Raw genomic sequence first — 15,455 nt, 5'->3', positions numbered from 1 at the left:
ACGTCAAAACGGCAGCATCGCAGGGACACCGCGCGGTGTCAGGCGGGATTTCCCACCGGTGGCAGCACCTTCTCGGGAGCCGCCGGGCCGCGGCCGCCGGTCTTCCGGTCCGCTATGCGCGTGCGGCGGCGCCGCGGGTCCAGCAGCCGCTCCACGGCCACGAACGCCCCCTCGACCAGCAGGGCGAGCGCGGCCACCAGCAGCGCCCCCGACACCACCTGCGCGGTGTCGGTGAGCCGGAAGCCGGCGGTGATGATCCGGCCGAGGCCACCGCCGCCGGGCAGCGCGGCCAGCGTGGTGGTGGCCACGACCTGCACGGCCGCGGTCCGGACGCCGGTGAGGATCAGCGGGAAGGCGAGCGGCAGCTCGACCCGGCCGATCAGCTGGCGGCCCGTCATGCCCATGCCGCGCGCCGCCTCGACCACGTCCCGGTCGACCTCGCGCATGCCCACGTACGCGTTGGTCAGCAGCGGCGGGATGGCGAACAGCACCAGCGCGATGATCGTCGGCCATGACCCGTGCGTACCGAGCGGGCTGAGGAGCAACAGCACCAGCACCGCGAACGTGGGCACCGCGCGACCCGCGTTGGAGATGTTCACCGCGAGCGCGCCGCCCTTGCCCACGTGGCCCAGCAGCACGGCGACGGGCAGCGCGACGGCGCAGGAGATCGCCAGGCACACCACGGTCAGGAACAGGTGCTCGCCGAGGCGGTGCCAGACGCCGTCCGCGCCGGACCAGTGCGCGCCGGTGGTCAGCCACGTCCAGGTGTTCGCGAGGACACTCATCAGGCCGCCACCTTCTTCCGCTTCCCCGCCCGCGCCCAGGGCGTCAGCAGCCGCTGCAGAAGCAGCAGGGCGAGGTCCGCGAGGACCGCGAGGGCCACGCACAGCGCGGACGCCGTGAGCACCTGCGCCTTGAAGAAGCTGTGCATGCCCTCGTAGATGAGATTGCCCAGACCGCCGTAGCCGATGATGGCGCCGACGGTGGTGAGCGAGACCGTGGAGACCGTGGTGATCCGCAGGCCCGCCATCAGGGCGGGCAGCGCCAGGGGGAGCTCGACCCCGAACAGCAGCCGCACCGGCCCGTACCCCATGCCGCGGGCGGCCTCCCGCGCCTCCTCCGGCACCGAGGCGAGCCCGGCCAGGATGTTCCGCACGAGGATCGTCAGCGAATAGAGCACCAGGCCCGTCACCACGACGGCCACCGACAGCCCGAAGACCGGCACCAGCAGCGAGAACATCGCCAGCGACGGGACGGTGTAGAGGATCGTGGTCAGACCGAGCACCGGTCCCGCCACGCCGCGCCATCTGCGGGCCAGCAGGGCCAGCGGAAAGGCGACGAGCAGCCCGATGGCGACCGACGCGAGCGTGATGCCGACGTGCTGGAGAGTGGCGTCGGTCAACTCCTGACCGCGCGTGCGCACATATTCGCCGCAAATCCACTCATTGGTGATCAGGCAGTTCTGCCCCGCCATCCGCCCTCACCTCCCCCTGGCCCTTGACCCTCGGTTACTGGCGACCCTAACCCCGCGCACTGACATTCGACTGCGGCCGCCACACAACGGCAACAATGTCTGACAGGAGTACGGCCAGAATGGGGAAGCATGATCCGCTTCGAGCACGTCACCAAGCGCTACGCCGATGGCACGACCGCCGTGGACGACCTGTCGTTCGAGGTGGCGGAGGGCGAGCTGGTCACGCTCGTCGGACCCTCCGGCTGCGGCAAGACCACCACGATGAAGATGGTCAACCGGCTGATCGAGCCGACCAGCGGCCGCATCCACCTCGACGGCGAGGACATCGCCACGGTCGACCCCGTGGAGCTGCGCCGCCGCATCGGTTACGTCATCCAGCAGGTCGGCCTCTTCCCGCACAAGACCGTGCTGGACAACACCGCGACCGTCCCGCACCTGCTGGGCTGGCAGCGCAAGAAGGCCCGCGCCCGCGCGGCCGAGTTGCTCGACCTCGTCGGCCTCGACCCGTCCGTCTACGGCGACCGCTATCCCGACCAGCTCTCCGGCGGGCAGCGCCAGCGGGTCGGCGTGGCGCGCGCCCTGGCCGCCGACCCGCCCGTGCTCCTGATGGACGAACCCTTCGGCGCGGTCGACCCCGTCGTCCGCGAGCACTTGCAGAACGAGTTCCTGCGGCTGCAGTCCCAGGTCCGCAAGACCGTCCTGTTCGTCACGCACGACATCGAGGAGGCCGTCCGCCTCGGTGACCGCATCGCCGTCTACGGCAACGGGCGCATCGAGCAGTTCGACCCGCCCGCGGCGGTCCTCGGCGCCCCCGCCACGCCGTACGTCGCCGACTTCGTCGGGGCCGACCGCGGCCTCAAGCGCCTGTCGGTGACCTCCATCGAGCCCGGCGACCTGGAGCAGCCGCCGGTCGTCCACCTCGACGACCAAATCGTCACCGCCGCCGCCCGGCTGGCCGCGGAGGGCGCGCGCTGGGCCGTCGTCCTGGACGACGCGGACCATCTGCACGGCTGGGTCTCCGCCGACGCGCTGACCGGCCCCGCCGACGGCACCGTCCGCCGGCACTCGCGGCGCATGGACGCCTGGCTGCCCGTGGGGGCCTCGCTCAAGCAGGCGTTCAGCACGATGCTCCAGCACGACGCCGGGTGGATCGCCGTCCTCGACGGCGAGGACGCCGACCACTTCCTGGGCGTCCTCACCCCGGCACGGCTCCACGAGGCGCTGCGGCGCTCGATCGACGCGGATGCGCGGGGGGCTTCGCGGGGTGACGTGGAGCTGGAGACGATCCCCGGCGTCTAGGGGTTGTCGGTGCCGCCTGCGGCGGCGGGCGCCCTGCGGGCGCGTCCTCAATCGCCGGACGGGCTGTATTTGCAGCCCGTCCGGCGATTGAGGACACCGCCGCGCAGCGGAGGTGCGGACACACGACCCGCGGCGGCTACGCCGCCTTCGCCGTCGTGCCGCCGTTCTCGTCGTCGTCCTCCGGGAGCTTGCAGACGCGCTCCAGGAAGAAGGCCGCGGCCACCACGCACGCGCCCGCGAGCACGGACGCGCCCGCGTAGATCGCCTGGTCCCGGCGGACCGCAACGTCCAGGCCGTCGATCAGCAGGAAGACGCCCACCCCGCCGTACATCCCCGCCACCAGCGCCGCGACGAGTGCGCTCGCCTGGCCGAAGACGACCGCGCGGGCGGCCAGCAGCGGGTCGACGCCCTTGGCGCCGGGCCGCCGCTCACGCTGGGCCCGCAGCCGGGCGCGCAGCGAGAACGCGGTCGCGGCCAGGACGACGGCGATGACCGCCAGCACGATGGGCGCTGCCACCGGCACCCTCGGCAGGGTGCCGACCGAGTCCCACAGCCGGGCGCCCGCCCAGGACAGGATCCCGGCCACCGCGAACAGCCCGACCAGCACACTGACCCGCAGTTGCTTCACTGGGTCGCTCCTCCATGATTCCTCGGCGCACCGGAACTACATGGGCCCAACGGCTACTCGGGCAGTCGAAGTTCCAGGTCGACGCGCGGATTGACGCCGTCCGTGCCGACGCCGGACAGCAGCTCGACGACCGGGCCGCGACCGGGCACCACGGCCTCCGGGTCCACGTCGTACCACGGCACCAGGACGAAAGCGCGCTCATGGGCGCGCGGATGCGGCAGCGTCAGCAAGGGGTCGTCCGACAGAACGTCCTGATAGGTAACGATATCGACATCAAGGGTGCGGGGGCCCCAGCGCTCGTCCCGCACGCGCTCGAAGGCCTCCTCGATGGCGTGCCCGCGCTCCAGCAGCGAGGCCGGCGGAAGCGTGGTCTTCACCAGCACCACCGCGTTGTAATACGTCGGCTGCGAGTCCGCGTCGACGCCCCAGGGCTGGGTCTCGTACACCGGGGAGACCGCCTTGACCCGCAGGCCCGGGGTGTCCTCCAGCGCGTCGATCGCGCCCTGCAGGGTCTCCAGGCGGTTGCCCAGATTGCTGCCGAGCGAGATCACCGCCCGCTTGGGATTGCTCAACGTCACATCGGCGGCGTCCACCTGCTCCACCACGGAGGCGGGCACCGGCTGCACGGTCGGGTCGCTGCTGCTCATACTCGGCTCCGGGTAATCGTGATCGTCACATCGTCGAACGGCACGGTGATCGGGGCGTCGGGCTTGTGCACGACGACCTCCACCTCCCGTACCGCTTCGTGCTTGAGGCACTGCTGGGCGATTCGCTCGGCCAGAGTCTCGATCAGGTCGACCGGCTCACCTTGCACCACGCCGACGACCTCTTCGGCCACCACGCCGTAGTGCACGGTCTTCGCGAGGTCGTCCGCGTCCGCGGCGGGCCGGGTGTCCAGGCTCAGCACCAGGTCCACGATGAAGGTCTGGCCCTCCTCGCGCTCCCGGGGGAACACCCCGTGGTGTCCGCGAGCCTTCAAGCCGCGCAGCGCGACACGATCCACACGAATCACTCCTGCTGGTTGTCGGTGTGCGGGAGCGCGCCGACCGCTGCCGGCACATCGCCCGTCCCCCTGCCTTCGGCCGGGTTACCCATCTTCGAATCTACCTGCGCGCACCGACAGTGCCCGCCCACGGGTGCTATGGACAAGGAGTGCATGCGGTGCTAGACGGCTCCCGCCGCGCTTACCCGATGCCCTCGCGCTCCACCCCTACCCCGCCCGCAAGCAGCTCGAACGAGTGATCACATTCCCCTCACACTGACGTTGCGCCGTGACGGAACCCACGCCCCACAAGTGACGCATGCCACTGGCGCAGCACCCTCCTCGCACACCGCCGACGCCGGATCACGCCCGCTCCGGACCGCCCGGCTCCTCTTCCTCGTCCTCTTCGTCCTCCCGGCCCGCGAGCACCGGCGAACCGTGGTGGGACCAGACCTTCCAGTCCTCCCCCACCCGCCGGAAGACGTTCGTCGCCACGACCAGCTGGCCCACCAGCGGCCCCAGCTCGCCCTCCGTCTCCGCCGGGCCACCACTGAGGATGTTCTCCGTGCAGGTCACCAAGGCCGTGTCACCGGCCACCGCCACCTCGACGTCGGTGAGGAAGAACTGGATGTAGTCGGTGCTCGCCATGATCAGCGCGTACGAACGGAGCACCTCGCCCCGGCCCCGCAGCACCGGCCACCCCGGGTGCACGCACGAGACGTCGACGTCGGGGCTGTCCAGCCACAGCCCCTCCATGGCCACCGTGTCGCCGCGCTCCACCGCCTCGTACAGCGCGGTGTTCGCCAGCTCGACCCGCTCGCTGTCCGTACGCGCTGTGCTCACCAGGCCCCCTCGGCGCCGGCCGCGGCCGCTGCGCCCTCTACGGCTCTCGCGACACGGACGGCGTCCGCGCTCGCGCCCACTTCGTGCACCCGCACCGCCCACGCGCCCTCGCGCGCCGCGAGGGCGGAGACGGCGGCCGTCGCCGCGTCCCGCTCGCGGGCCGGTGGCGGGCTGCCCTCGTCCCCTGCCAGTACCCGGCCGAGGAACCGCTTCCGGGAGGCCGCCACCAGCATCGGCAGGTCCAGCTCCCGGCGCAGGTGCGCCAGCCGGGCGACCAGCGCCAGATCGTGCTCGGCGTTCTTCGCGAAGCCCAGTCCCGGGTCCACCACGATCCGCCGGGGGTCGACGCCCCCGTCGACGACGGCCTCCACCCGCTGCCGCAGCTCGGCGAGCACCTCGGCGACCACGTCCCCGTAGACGGCGCGGCTGTTCATGTCGGCGCTGAAACCGCGCCAGTGCATCACCACGAACGGCACGTCGGCCGCGGCCACCACGGGCACCATCTCCGGGTCGGCGAGCCCGCCGCTCACGTCGTTGACCAGCACCGCGCCGGCCGTGACCGCCGCCTCCGCGACCGCGGCCCGCATGGTGTCCACGGACACCACCACGCCCTCGCCGGCCAGGCCGCGCACCACCGGGATCACCCGGCGCAGCTCCTCCGCCTCGTCCACCCGCGGCGCGCCGGGCCGGGTGGACTCGCCGCCCACGTCGACCAGGTCGGCGCCGCCCGTGACCAGGTCCAGGCCCCGCTTGACCGCCGCGGCGGTATCGAACCAGTGGCCGCCGTCGGAGAACGAATCGGGCGTGACGTTGACGACGCCCATCACCGCACAGCGGTCCCACTCCGGCAGCCCGACAGGTCCGAAACGACCGCGCAACGTACTCATGCCACCAGCCTAGGGCGTGCGGCAAAGAGAACGCCCCCTGCCCGAAAGGTCGGACAGGGGGCGTTTTCACGCACTCTTCATTCGGCCGCCGCGCGGTCAGGCCGCGCGAGTGACCTCGCTCTGCGCCGGGGCGCTGTCCTCGTCCTGCGCGTAGGGCTTCGGCTCCGCCGGGCGGCGGCGCAGCAGCCGCGGCAGCTCCAGGAAGCCCTCCGCCTGCATCATCGCGAAGCCGATGCGGGGCAGGTCGCGGCTGTTCGGGAAGACGATGAAGCGCGGCTCCCAGCGCGGCCGGAACTTCTCGTTGAACTTGTACAGCGACTCGATCTGGAACCAGCGCGACAGGAAGATCAGCACCGTGCGCTGGATGCGGACCACCGGGCCCGCGCCGAGCTTGCCGCCGCGCTCGAGGGCGGAGCGGAAGAACGCGAAGTTCAGCGACATGCGCTTGATCTTGAGGTCGGGCGCCGCCTGCAGGAAGGCGACGATCAGCAGCTCGTTCATGCCCGGGTCGGCGCTGCGGTCACGGCGCATGAGCTCCAGCGAGCTGCCCTCCGGGCCCCACGGCACGTAGTGCTGCATGGCCTTGAGGTCGCCGAAGGCGACGTCCTCGCCCTCCTCCGGGTCCTTGTGGGCGGTGGCGATGACGGCGTCCAGGTCCTTGGGGTCGCCGATCCGGCCCAGCGCCATGGAGAAGCCGCGCTCGTCCTCGGTGTCGCGCCAGGCGTTGGCGGCCTTCTGGACGACCTCGAGCTCCTCGGGGCTCAGGTCCCCGACCCGGCGCACCTTGGTGCTGTAGCCGTTGCGCTCGATGCGCTTGACCATCTGGCGGACGTTGCGCATGGAGCGTCCGGAGAGACTGAAGTCGGCCACGTCGACGATGGCCTCGTCGCCCATCTCCAGGGCGTCCAGACCGGTCTCACGGGTCCACACCTCACCGCCGGTCTCGCTGCAGCCGGCGACCGCGGGGGTCCAGGAGTGGCGCTTGGCCAGCTCCATGAACTGCTCTATCGCGCCCGGCCAGGCCTCGACGTCACCGATGGGGTCACCACTGGCGAGCATCACGCCGGAGACGACGCGGTAGGAGACGGCGGCCTTGCCGGAGGGCGAGAAGACGACGCTCTTGTCGCGGCGCAGCGCGAAGTGGCCGAGCGAGTCGCGCTCGCCGTGCTTGGCGAGCAGCTCGCGCAGCCGGTCCTCGTCCTCCTCGGTGAGGACGGGCGCCGGGTACGCCGGGCGGAAGGCCAGGTAGGCGGTGGTGGCCACGGTCAGCAGACCGAGGGCACCGAGGGAGTAGCCGACGGTGTAGTCGACGCCGCCGGTGTAGCGGATCGATCCTTCAAAGCCGAAGAGGCCCCAGATGACGTGCTCGATCTGCTCCAGCACCGGCGGGTCGCCGACCATCTTGTTCGCGTGGGAGCCGACGATCACCCAGCCGAGGCCGAAGCTGGCCCCGCCCATGAGGATGAAGTTGGCGACCGCCTTCCAGCGGCTGCGGGGGTCCGGCAGCGCGGCAAAGGACTTCTTGTGCCGGAGCAGGTAGCCGAAGAGCAGCAGCGTGAGAAGGGTGCCGATGCGGGAGTGCTGGTAGATCAGCTGCGCGGCGGCGCCGATCGGCAGCACCACGACGGCGGCGAGCCAGGCGCGCTGCTTGGCGCGCTTGAGGCCGTGGGCGAGCATCAGCAGCAGGATGCCGACGATGATCGAGCCGGCCGCGGCCAGCTGGGTCACCGTGCCGGGAAGCACCTCGGAGAGCGCGTGCATCCTGCTCCACCGGTACCGGGGGACGACCCCGGCCACGATGTCCGCCAGACCGATGAGCGCGGCGACCGTGCCCACGACGGCAGGCACGTTCTCGGGCTTCGGCCCTCTGACGATGCGCGCGAGCCTCGACAGTGGCTTGTCCCCCTCGGGAACCCCATCGGACTTTTTGCCATCTACCCTGACAGACATCTCTTCCCGTCGTCCTGTCGAGTGGACCTGCGCCGTCTGGCGGCAGCGCCCGGACTTTATGCGCCCTGTAGGACGACGGTTTCGGGGTTGAGGTTCCGCCGGGGGCCAAGCCCGGAAAGAAGTAACCATTCCGCGACTCGGGCTTCCGGTCGCTCTGGCAGAAAGCACCTCATGGGTCTCACCAGCATGGCGGTACTACTGCTGGCCATCTCGGCTGCGGTAGTGCTCTTCGCGTTGACCATTTGGCTCTGGCCCCGCCTGGGCAAGAAGAGCATCGGATCGATCCTCGGCCGCGTCGGCATGATGCTGGCCACGCAGCTGACGCTGTTCGCGGCGATAGGCCTGTGGGCGAACCAGTCCTTCGGCTTCTACGGCTCCTGGGCCGACCTCTTCGGTCAGGTCAAGTCGGAGGGCGTCGTCGTCGACCACAGCGCCAGCGGCAAGCGGGTGCAGGTCGTGAGCACGCAGGCGGTGAAGGTGCCGCGCGGCGACGTGCCGCGGGTCGGCGGCAAGATCGAGAAGATCAACGTCGCGGGTGTGGACTCGAAGATCAACGGCCCGGCCTACGTCTACCTGCCGCCGGAGTACTTCCAGCCGGAGTACGCGAAGAAGAACTTTCCGGCCTCGGTCGTCCTGACCGGCTACCCGGGCACCTCCGAGGCCCTCATCAAGGGCCTGGACTACCCGGTGCGCGCGCACAAGCTCGCCAAGGCGAAGAAGATGCAGCCCACCATCCTGGTCATGATGCGGCCGTCCGTGGTGGGGCAGCGCGACACCGAATGCATCGACATACCCGACGGCCCCCAGGCCGAGACCTTCTTCACGAAGGATCTCCGCAAGGCGGTCTCCCAGCGTTACCGCGTCGGCGACAAGGCCGCGAACTGGGGCATCATCGGCAACTCGACCGGCGGCTACTGCGCGCTGAAGATCGCCATGCGCCACCCCGAGGCCTACGGCGCCGCCGCCTCGCTCTCCGGCTACTACAAGGCCCTGCAGGACCCCACCACCGGTTCCCTCTTCGGCGGCAGCAAGAAGCTGGAGAACGAGAACAACGTGATGTGGCGGCTGAAGAACACGAAGACCCCGCCGATCTCGGTCCTGGTGACCAGCAGCGAGCAGGGCGAGCACAACTACAAGGACACCCTGAAGTTCATCAAGATGGCCAAGGGTGACGCCCGGGTCTCCTCGATCATCCTCGACAGCGGCGGCCACAACTTCAACACGTGGCGCCGTGAGCTGAACCCCACCCTTCAGTGGATGGGCAGCCGCCTCAGCGCGTAGCGCCCCACGGCCCGCCTCAGCGGGCCATGATCAGGCTCATCGCCTCCGCGCGGGTAGCGGGGTCACGCAGCTGGCCCCGCACCGCCGACGTCAGCGTTTTGGCACCGGGCTTCCGGATGCCCCGCATTGACATGCACATGTGCTCGCACTCGATGACCACGACCACGCCGCGCGGCTCGAGGATCTCCATCAGCGAGTCGGCGATCTGCGTCGTGAGCCGCTCCTGCACCTGCGGACGGCGGGCGTAGACGTCCACCAGACGGGCCAGCTTCGACAGGCCCGTTATCTTCCCGCTCGTCGCCGGGATGTAGCCGACGTGCGCCACCCCGTGGAACGGCACCAGGTGGTGCTCACAGGTGCTGTAGACCTCGATGTCCCGCACCAGCACCATCTCGTCGTGGCCGATGTCGAACGTCGTGGTCAGGACGTCCTCGGGCTCCTGCCACAGCCCCGCGAAGATCTCCTTGTACGCCCGCGCGACGCGCGCCGGCGTCTCGCGCAGGCCCTCCCGGTCCGGGTCCTCCCCGACCGCGATGAGCAGCTCGCGGACGGCGTTCTCGGCCCGCTTCTCGTCGAATGCGCCGACGGGGCCCTCGATGTCCAGCGTCACCGGGTCGGTCATGGGAGTTGCCTCGTTCTCTCGTACGTTCGCACTGCGCGGCCCGGACATGCGAGATGCCGCACCCCCAGGCTAATAACCTGGGTGGTGCGGCATCCATTCCGGGCCCTGGGGCGCCGGTCACATCCTGCTGATCAGCTCTCCGGGGTGGTGTTCCCGCCGCCGTAGGAGCGCGGGGCGTCCTCGGGGAGGTCGACCGACTCCACGGGCTGGGCGCCGTTGCTCGGGGCCAGCTCCTTGGGGGAGATCACCGGCGGGCGGGTCGAGGGCGTACGACGCGAGGAACCGGTCCACGCCGGGCGGGCCGGGCGCTTCACGATGTGCTTGAAGACCTCGGCGATCTCCTCCTTGTTCAGCGTCTCCTTCTCCAGGAGGGCCAGAACCAGGTTGTCGAGAACGTCGCGGTTCTCGACGAGGATCTCCCACGCCTCGTTGTGCGCGGTCTCGATGAGCTTCTTGACCTCTTCGTCGACCAGCGCGGCGACCTCTTCGGAGTAGTCGCGCTGGTGCGCCATCTCACGGCCCAGGAACGGCTCGCTGTTGTCCGAGCCGAACTTGATCGCGCCGAGCCGCTCGGTCATGCCGTACTGCGTGACCATCGCGCGGGCCGTGGCGGTGGCCTTCTCGATGTCGTTGGCCGCACCGGTGGTCGGGTCGTGGAAGACCAGCTCCTCGGCCGCGCGGCCGCCCAGCATGTACGCCAGCTGGTCGAGCATCTCGTTGCGCGTGGTGGAGTACTTGTCCTCGTCCGGCAGGACCATGGTGTAGCCGAGCGCACGGCCGCGGGACAGGATCGTGATCTTGTGCACCGGGTCGGAGTTCGGAGACGCCGCCGCGACCAGGGCGTGACCGCCCTCGTGGTACGCGGTGATCTTCTTCTCCTTGTCGCTCATGATCCGGGTCCGCTTCTGCGGTCCGGCCACGACACGGTCGATCGCCTCGTCCAGCGAGTGGTTGTCGATCAGCTTCTTGTCGCTGCGGGCCGTGAGCAGCGCCGCCTCGTTCAGCACGTTCGACAGGTCCGCACCGGTGAAGCCGGGCGTACGACGGGCGACCGCGCCCAAGTCGACGTCCGGGGCGACCGGCTTGCCCTTCTGGTGAACCTTGAGGATCTCCAGACGGCCCTGCATGTCCGGACGGTCGACGGCGATCTGCCGGTCGAAGCGGCCGGGGCGCAGCAGCGCGGGGTCGAGGATGTCGGGGCGGTTCGTGGCGGCGATCAGGATGACGCCGCCCTTCACGTCGAAGCCGTCCATCTCGACCAGGAGCTGGTTGAGGGTCTGCTCGCGCTCGTCGTGACCGCCGCCGAGGCCCGCGCCACGGTGCCGGCCGACGGCGTCGATCTCGTCGACGAAGACGATGGCCGGAGCGTTGGCCTTGGCCTGCTCGAACAGGTCACGGACCCGGGAGGCACCCACACCGACGAACATCTCGACGAAGTCGGAACCGGAGATCGAGTAGAACGGCACGCCCGCCTCGCCGGCGACGGCGCGCGCGAGCAGCGTCTTGCCCGTACCGGGCGGGCCGTAGAGCAGCACACCCTTCGGGATCTTGGCGCCGACGGCCTGGAACTTCGCCGGCTCCTGGAGGAACTCCTTGATCTCGTGGAGTTCCTCGACCGCCTCGTCGGACCCGGCCACATCGGCGAAGGTCGTCTTCGGGGTGTCCTTGGTGATGAGCTTGGCCTTGGACTTCCCGAAGTTCATGACCCGGGAGCCGCCGCCCTGCATCTGGTTCATCAGGAACAGGAAGACCACGACGATGAGGACGAAGGGCAGCAGCGAGAGCAGCACCCCGATGAAGGGGTTCTGCTTCGACGTGGCGATGTTGTACCCGTCGGGCAGCGTGTCCTTGTTGTCGTCATCGGCCTTGGCCTGAAGATCCTTGGAGATCTCGACGCCCTGGTCGCCGATGTAGTTCGCCTGGATCTTGGAACTGCCCTTGACCTTCTGGCCGTCCTTGAGTTCGACCTTGACCTTGTTCTCGTCACCGGTCGTCAGCTCGGCCGATTTCACCAGGTTCTTGTCGATCGCGTTGACGACCTGACTGGTGTCCACCGACTTGTAGCCGCCGGACGAGCCGACGACCTGCATCAACACGACCACGGCGAGGACGGCCAGCACGATCCACATGACCGGCCCACGGAAGTAGCGCTTCACGTCCATCCATACGGGGCGCAAGCGCCCCGTCCCTCCTGCCACAGTGAGGCACGGCCGCCCCTGATCGGGGTGCCTGTGCGTACGGTGTTCTGCTCGACCTTGCAGTGCTTGAAAAGTAATGCTTGAAAAGACCGACCTTCGGACGGTACCCCAGCATTGTCACCCGACGCTGCCGGAGACGGTCAACAGAACCGCCTTCGCATGCTCCAACGGCGGGAACCGTCGGTCGGTTCCCGCCCGTCGGAGTGGGGCCCGGTCCGGGGCCGGATGGCTCAGCCGCCGTAGACGTGCGGCGCGAGCGTGCCCACGAAGGGCAGGTTGCGGTACTTCTCCGCGAAGTCCAGGCCGTAACCGACGACGAACTCGTTGGGAATGTCGAAGCCGACCCACTTCACGTCGATGGCGACCTTGGCCGCCTCCGGCTTGCGCAGCAGGGTGACGACCTTGAGGGACGCGGGCTCGCGCGAGCCCAGGTTCGACAGCAGCCACGACAGCGTCAGGCCGGAGTCGATGATGTCCTCGACGATCAGGACGTGCTTGCCCTTGATGTCGGTGTCGAGGTCCTTGAGGATCCGGACCACGCCGGAGGACTGCGTGCCCGCGCCGTACGAGGACACGGCCATCCAGTCCATGGTCACGGGCGTCGACAGCGCGCGCGCCAGGTCCGCCATGACCATCACGGCGCCCTTGAGGACACCGACGATCAGCAGGTCCTTGCCCGCGTACTCCGCGTCGATCTCCGCCGCCAGCTCGGCCAGCTTCGCGTCGATCTCTTCCTTGGTGATGAGCACCGACTTGAGGTCGGTGCCCATGTCCTTGTCGTCCACCCGCGCCACTCCGCTTGTTTAAGGCTCATCCGGCTCATCCGTGGCGAGCCGAGGCTCGTTCGCTGCTCGTTCGAATCAGCCCTGCCGGAGGACCAGTCTGCCACCCTGCCTGCGAACCGCGACGCGCCCGGGCAGGTTGATGGCCCCCTGGCCGCGCCAACCGGTGATCAGCCGGTCGACTTCCTCGATGTGCCGGGCGAAGAGCGAACCCGCCGGGGAGCCCGCCGAAATGGCCGCGCGGCGCAGCACGCGGCGACGGACCGCGGGGGGCAGCCCGTAGAGCTTCGCGGCCTCCAGGGCGCCCGTCTCGTCGCGTACGGAGGGCTCCACGTCGGCGGCCCAGGCGTCGAGGGCGTCCGCGTCGTCCCGGGAGAGCCGGGCGGTGCGGGCGAGGGCCTCGACGACGCCCTTGCCGAGCGCCTTCTCCAGCACGGGCAGCGCCTCGTGGCGGACCCGGGAGCGGGTGTACGCCGGGTCCTCGTTGTGCGGGTCGTCCCAGACGGGGAGCGACTGGACCATGCAGGCCTTGCGGGCGGTCTGCCGGTCGAGACCGAGGAAGGGCCTGCGGTAGCGGCCACCGGCCCCGGAGGCGACGGCCATGCCGGACAGCGAGCGGATGCCCGAGCCGCGGGCGAGCCCGAGCAGCACGGTCTCCGCCTGGTCGTCCCGGGTGTGGCCGAGGAGCACCGCGGCGGCGCCGTGGCGCTCCGCGACGGCGTCCAGGGCGGCGTAGCGGGCGTCACGGGCGGCGGCCTCGGGGCCGCCCTCCCTGCCCACGGTCACCGTCACGGCCTCGACGGGGTCGAGACCGAAGGCGGCGAGGCGGCTGACGACCTCCGCGGCGCGGAGGTCCGAGCCGTGCTGGAGACCGTGGTCGACGGTGACCCCGCCGGCCCGGACCCCGAGCCTCGGGGCCTCGAAGGCGAGGGCGGAGGCGAGCGCCATGGAATCTGCGCCGCCGGAGCAGGCGACGAGGACGAGCGGTCGGCGGTCCCCGGAGGGCACGGCGACGGGCGGAGCGAGGGTGAGGACGTCGTGGAGTACGCGGCGGACCGCCAGGCGTATCGCGGCGACCGCGGGATGTGGACCCATGTCCCTGTGTCCAATCGTTCCAAATGGAGGGGGTTCGGAGCTGTGCGAGCTTCGAGCATCAGTCACGCTGTGTGCGTCGATGGTGACAGAAGCGAGCCTTTACCCGAGCATCGCACGCCCACCCTTGGCTCACGGTCCCTCGGACGGGTGATTACGGGGGCGTTCATCCCACAGGGGGCGTGTTCGAATTACTTCTCGGATTTACGGTGCACCCTCGCGACCCAGTCCGCGGGTTTGGCGATCTCCGCCTTGGTCGGGAGGGTGTTGGGCGAAGTCCATACCCGGTTGAACCCGTCCATACCGACCTCGTCGACCACGGCCCGCACGAACCGCTCGCCGTCGCGGTACTGCCGGAGTTTCGCATCCAGTCCGAGCAGCTTGCGCAGCGCCGCGTCCAGCCGGCCGGCGCCGCGCGCCCGCCGCTGCTGGAACTTCTCCCGGATCTCCGTCACCGACGGTACGACCTGCGGCCCCACACCGTCCATGACGTAGTCGGCGTGCCCCTCCAGCAGCGACATCACGGCCGTCAGCCGGGCCAGGATCTCCCGCTGCGCGGGCGTCTGGACCAGATCCACGATGCTGGGCGCGCCGCCGTCCTCGCCCTCCGGCCTGCCGCCCGCCAGCGACTGGGCGGCCTCGCGCAGCCGCTCCAGCAGCGTCGCCGGGTCGACCTCGGTCTCGCCCAGGAACGACTGGATCTCACCCTCGATGTGGGCGCGCAGCCAGGGCACGGCCGTGAACTGCGTCCGGTGCGTCTCCTCGTGCAGGCACACCCACAGCCGGAAGTCGTGCGGGTCCACTTCGAGCTCGCGCTCGACGTGGACGATGTTCGGCGCGACGAGCAGCAGCCGGCCGCCTCCAGCGCCGGGGATGTCACCGGTGCCCGGGGCGAACGTCTCGTACTGGCCGAGGACCCTGGACGCCAGGAACGACAGCAGCATCCCCAGCTCGACACCGGTCACCTTGCCGCCGACGGCACCGAGCACGGCCGTGCTCGTGCCGTTGCGGCGGTCCTGCATCTTCTCCAGCAACGGCCCGAGGATCGCCCGGAACCCCTCGACGTTCGCCTTGATCCACCCGGCCCGGTCCACGACGAGCACGGGGGTGTCACCCGCGAAGGCGTCGCCGTCCTTGACCGGTGGTGCCATTCGCGTGAACGCGCGGACGTGCCCCTCCGACGCCTTCGCGTGCCGCCGCAGCTCGGCGACGATCGCCCGCGCTTCGTCCCGGCTCACTTCCGGCCCCGGCCGCACGAGCCGGGTCGCGGTCGCCACCGCGAGCTTCCAGTCGACCATCTCCGCACCACCGAGGCTCGTCATGGCCTTCACGGTACGTGCTGCGCACGGCTGGCGGTTAGGGGTTACGGGTCCCGGTCCCGGCCTGCCCTTCCGCTGCGCGGGGCTTTGACCTTGCC

At 70.2% G+C, this 15,455-nt stretch carries 15 protein-coding genes; 2 read left to right on the top strand and 13 right to left on the bottom strand.

All coding sequences use genetic code 11. The annotated features are described in order from the left end of the window. Positions 1-38: 38 nt before the first annotated feature. Together FHS38_RS30940 and FHS38_RS30935 are read right to left on the bottom strand one after the other, a co-directional pair. Positions 39-785: an ABC transporter permease gene (locus tag FHS38_RS30940; RefSeq protein WP_184739228.1), complete on the bottom strand. Its 747-nt coding sequence runs from the start codon at positions 783-785 to the stop codon at positions 39-41. Beyond that, entirely contained in the window at positions 785-1,474 is a 690-nt protein-coding gene (locus FHS38_RS30935; RefSeq protein ID WP_184739226.1) for an ABC transporter permease, read from the bottom strand. Before FHS38_RS30935 ends, FHS38_RS30940 begins: the two co-directional genes overlap by 1 nt. Positions 1,475-1,603: 129 nt before the next feature. Here FHS38_RS30935 and FHS38_RS30930 point away from each other — a divergent pair, with 129 nt between their 5' ends. After that, on the top strand, positions 1,604-2,773 hold the full coding sequence (locus tag FHS38_RS30930; protein WP_184739224.1) for an ABC transporter ATP-binding protein: 1,170 nt from the start codon (positions 1,604-1,606) through the stop codon (positions 2,771-2,773). A 136-nt stretch (positions 2,774-2,909) separates the two neighbouring features. On the opposite strand, the gene FHS38_RS30925 is transcribed toward FHS38_RS30930, so the two are convergent. The 6 genes from FHS38_RS30925 to FHS38_RS30900 all read right to left on the bottom strand — a co-directional run bounded on the left by FHS38_RS30925 (position 2,910) and on the right by FHS38_RS30900 (position 8,063). Beyond that, on the bottom strand, positions 2,910-3,401 hold the full coding sequence (locus FHS38_RS30925) for a DUF3180 domain-containing protein (RefSeq protein WP_184739221.1): 492 nt from the start codon (positions 3,399-3,401) through the stop codon (positions 2,910-2,912). Positions 3,402-3,454: 53 nt separating this feature from the next. Then, positions 3,455-4,048, bottom strand: coding sequence for a 2-amino-4-hydroxy-6-hydroxymethyldihydropteridine diphosphokinase (gene folK, locus FHS38_RS30920; RefSeq protein WP_184739220.1), 594 nt, complete (start codon positions 4,046-4,048; stop codon positions 3,455-3,457). Continuing rightward, positions 4,045-4,404, bottom strand: coding sequence for a dihydroneopterin aldolase (gene folB, locus FHS38_RS30915; RefSeq protein WP_130878302.1), 360 nt, complete (start codon positions 4,402-4,404; stop codon positions 4,045-4,047). The genes folK and folB overlap by 4 nt, the downstream gene beginning before the upstream one ends. A 342-nt stretch (positions 4,405-4,746) precedes the next feature. Further along, positions 4,747-5,226 (bottom strand): nuclear transport factor 2 family protein, encoded by a 480-nt coding sequence (locus tag FHS38_RS30910; RefSeq protein ID WP_184739219.1) that lies wholly within the window; start codon positions 5,224-5,226, stop codon positions 4,747-4,749. Continuing rightward, positions 5,223-6,113 (bottom strand): dihydropteroate synthase, encoded by an 891-nt coding sequence (folP, locus tag FHS38_RS30905; RefSeq protein ID WP_184739218.1) that lies wholly within the window; start codon positions 6,111-6,113, stop codon positions 5,223-5,225. Before folP ends, FHS38_RS30910 begins: the two co-directional genes overlap by 4 nt. A gap of 96 nt (positions 6,114-6,209) precedes the next feature. Beyond that, a complete protein-coding gene (locus FHS38_RS30900) occupies positions 6,210-8,063 on the bottom strand; it encodes a phosphatidylglycerol lysyltransferase domain-containing protein (protein WP_184739217.1) in 1,854 nt (617 codons plus the stop codon). 171 nt (positions 8,064-8,234) lie between these two features. Between FHS38_RS30900 and FHS38_RS30895 the strand changes: the two genes are divergently transcribed. Next, entirely contained in the window at positions 8,235-9,344 is a 1,110-nt protein-coding gene (locus FHS38_RS30895) for an alpha/beta hydrolase (protein WP_184739216.1), read from the top strand. Between the two features lie 16 nt (positions 9,345-9,360). On the opposite strand, the gene folE is transcribed toward FHS38_RS30895, so the two are convergent. The 5 genes from folE to FHS38_RS30870 all read right to left on the bottom strand — a co-directional run bounded on the left by folE (position 9,361) and on the right by FHS38_RS30870 (position 15,360). Then, a complete protein-coding gene (gene folE / locus FHS38_RS30890) occupies positions 9,361-9,966 on the bottom strand; it encodes a GTP cyclohydrolase I FolE (protein WP_184739215.1) in 606 nt (201 codons plus the stop codon). Positions 9,967-10,097: 131 nt separating this feature from the next. After that, positions 10,098-12,128 (bottom strand): ATP-dependent zinc metalloprotease FtsH, encoded by a 2,031-nt coding sequence (ftsH, locus tag FHS38_RS30885; protein WP_184739328.1) that lies wholly within the window; start codon positions 12,126-12,128, stop codon positions 10,098-10,100. A 266-nt stretch (positions 12,129-12,394) separates the two neighbouring features. Beyond that, positions 12,395-12,934 (bottom strand): hypoxanthine phosphoribosyltransferase, encoded by a 540-nt coding sequence (gene hpt, locus FHS38_RS30880; RefSeq protein ID WP_130878793.1) that lies wholly within the window; start codon positions 12,932-12,934, stop codon positions 12,395-12,397. A 90-nt stretch (positions 12,935-13,024) separates the two neighbouring features. Beyond that, positions 13,025-14,041, bottom strand: a complete 1,017-nt coding sequence (gene tilS / locus FHS38_RS30875) for a tRNA lysidine(34) synthetase TilS (RefSeq protein WP_184739214.1) — start codon at positions 14,039-14,041, stop codon at positions 13,025-13,027. 188 nt (positions 14,042-14,229) lie between these two features. Next, positions 14,230-15,360: an Rv3626c family coenzyme F420 biosynthesis-associated protein gene (locus FHS38_RS30870; protein ID WP_184739213.1), complete on the bottom strand. Its 1,131-nt coding sequence runs from the start codon at positions 15,358-15,360 to the stop codon at positions 14,230-14,232. Positions 15,361-15,455 lie beyond the last annotated feature (95 nt).

The organism is Streptomyces netropsis (genome assembly GCF_014203545.1).
Classification (GTDB): domain Bacteria; phylum Actinomycetota; class Actinomycetes; order Streptomycetales; family Streptomycetaceae; genus Streptomyces; species Streptomyces netropsis.
Note: the sequence above shows the minus strand (reverse complement) of the source record. Positions and strands in the feature narration are given on the sequence as shown.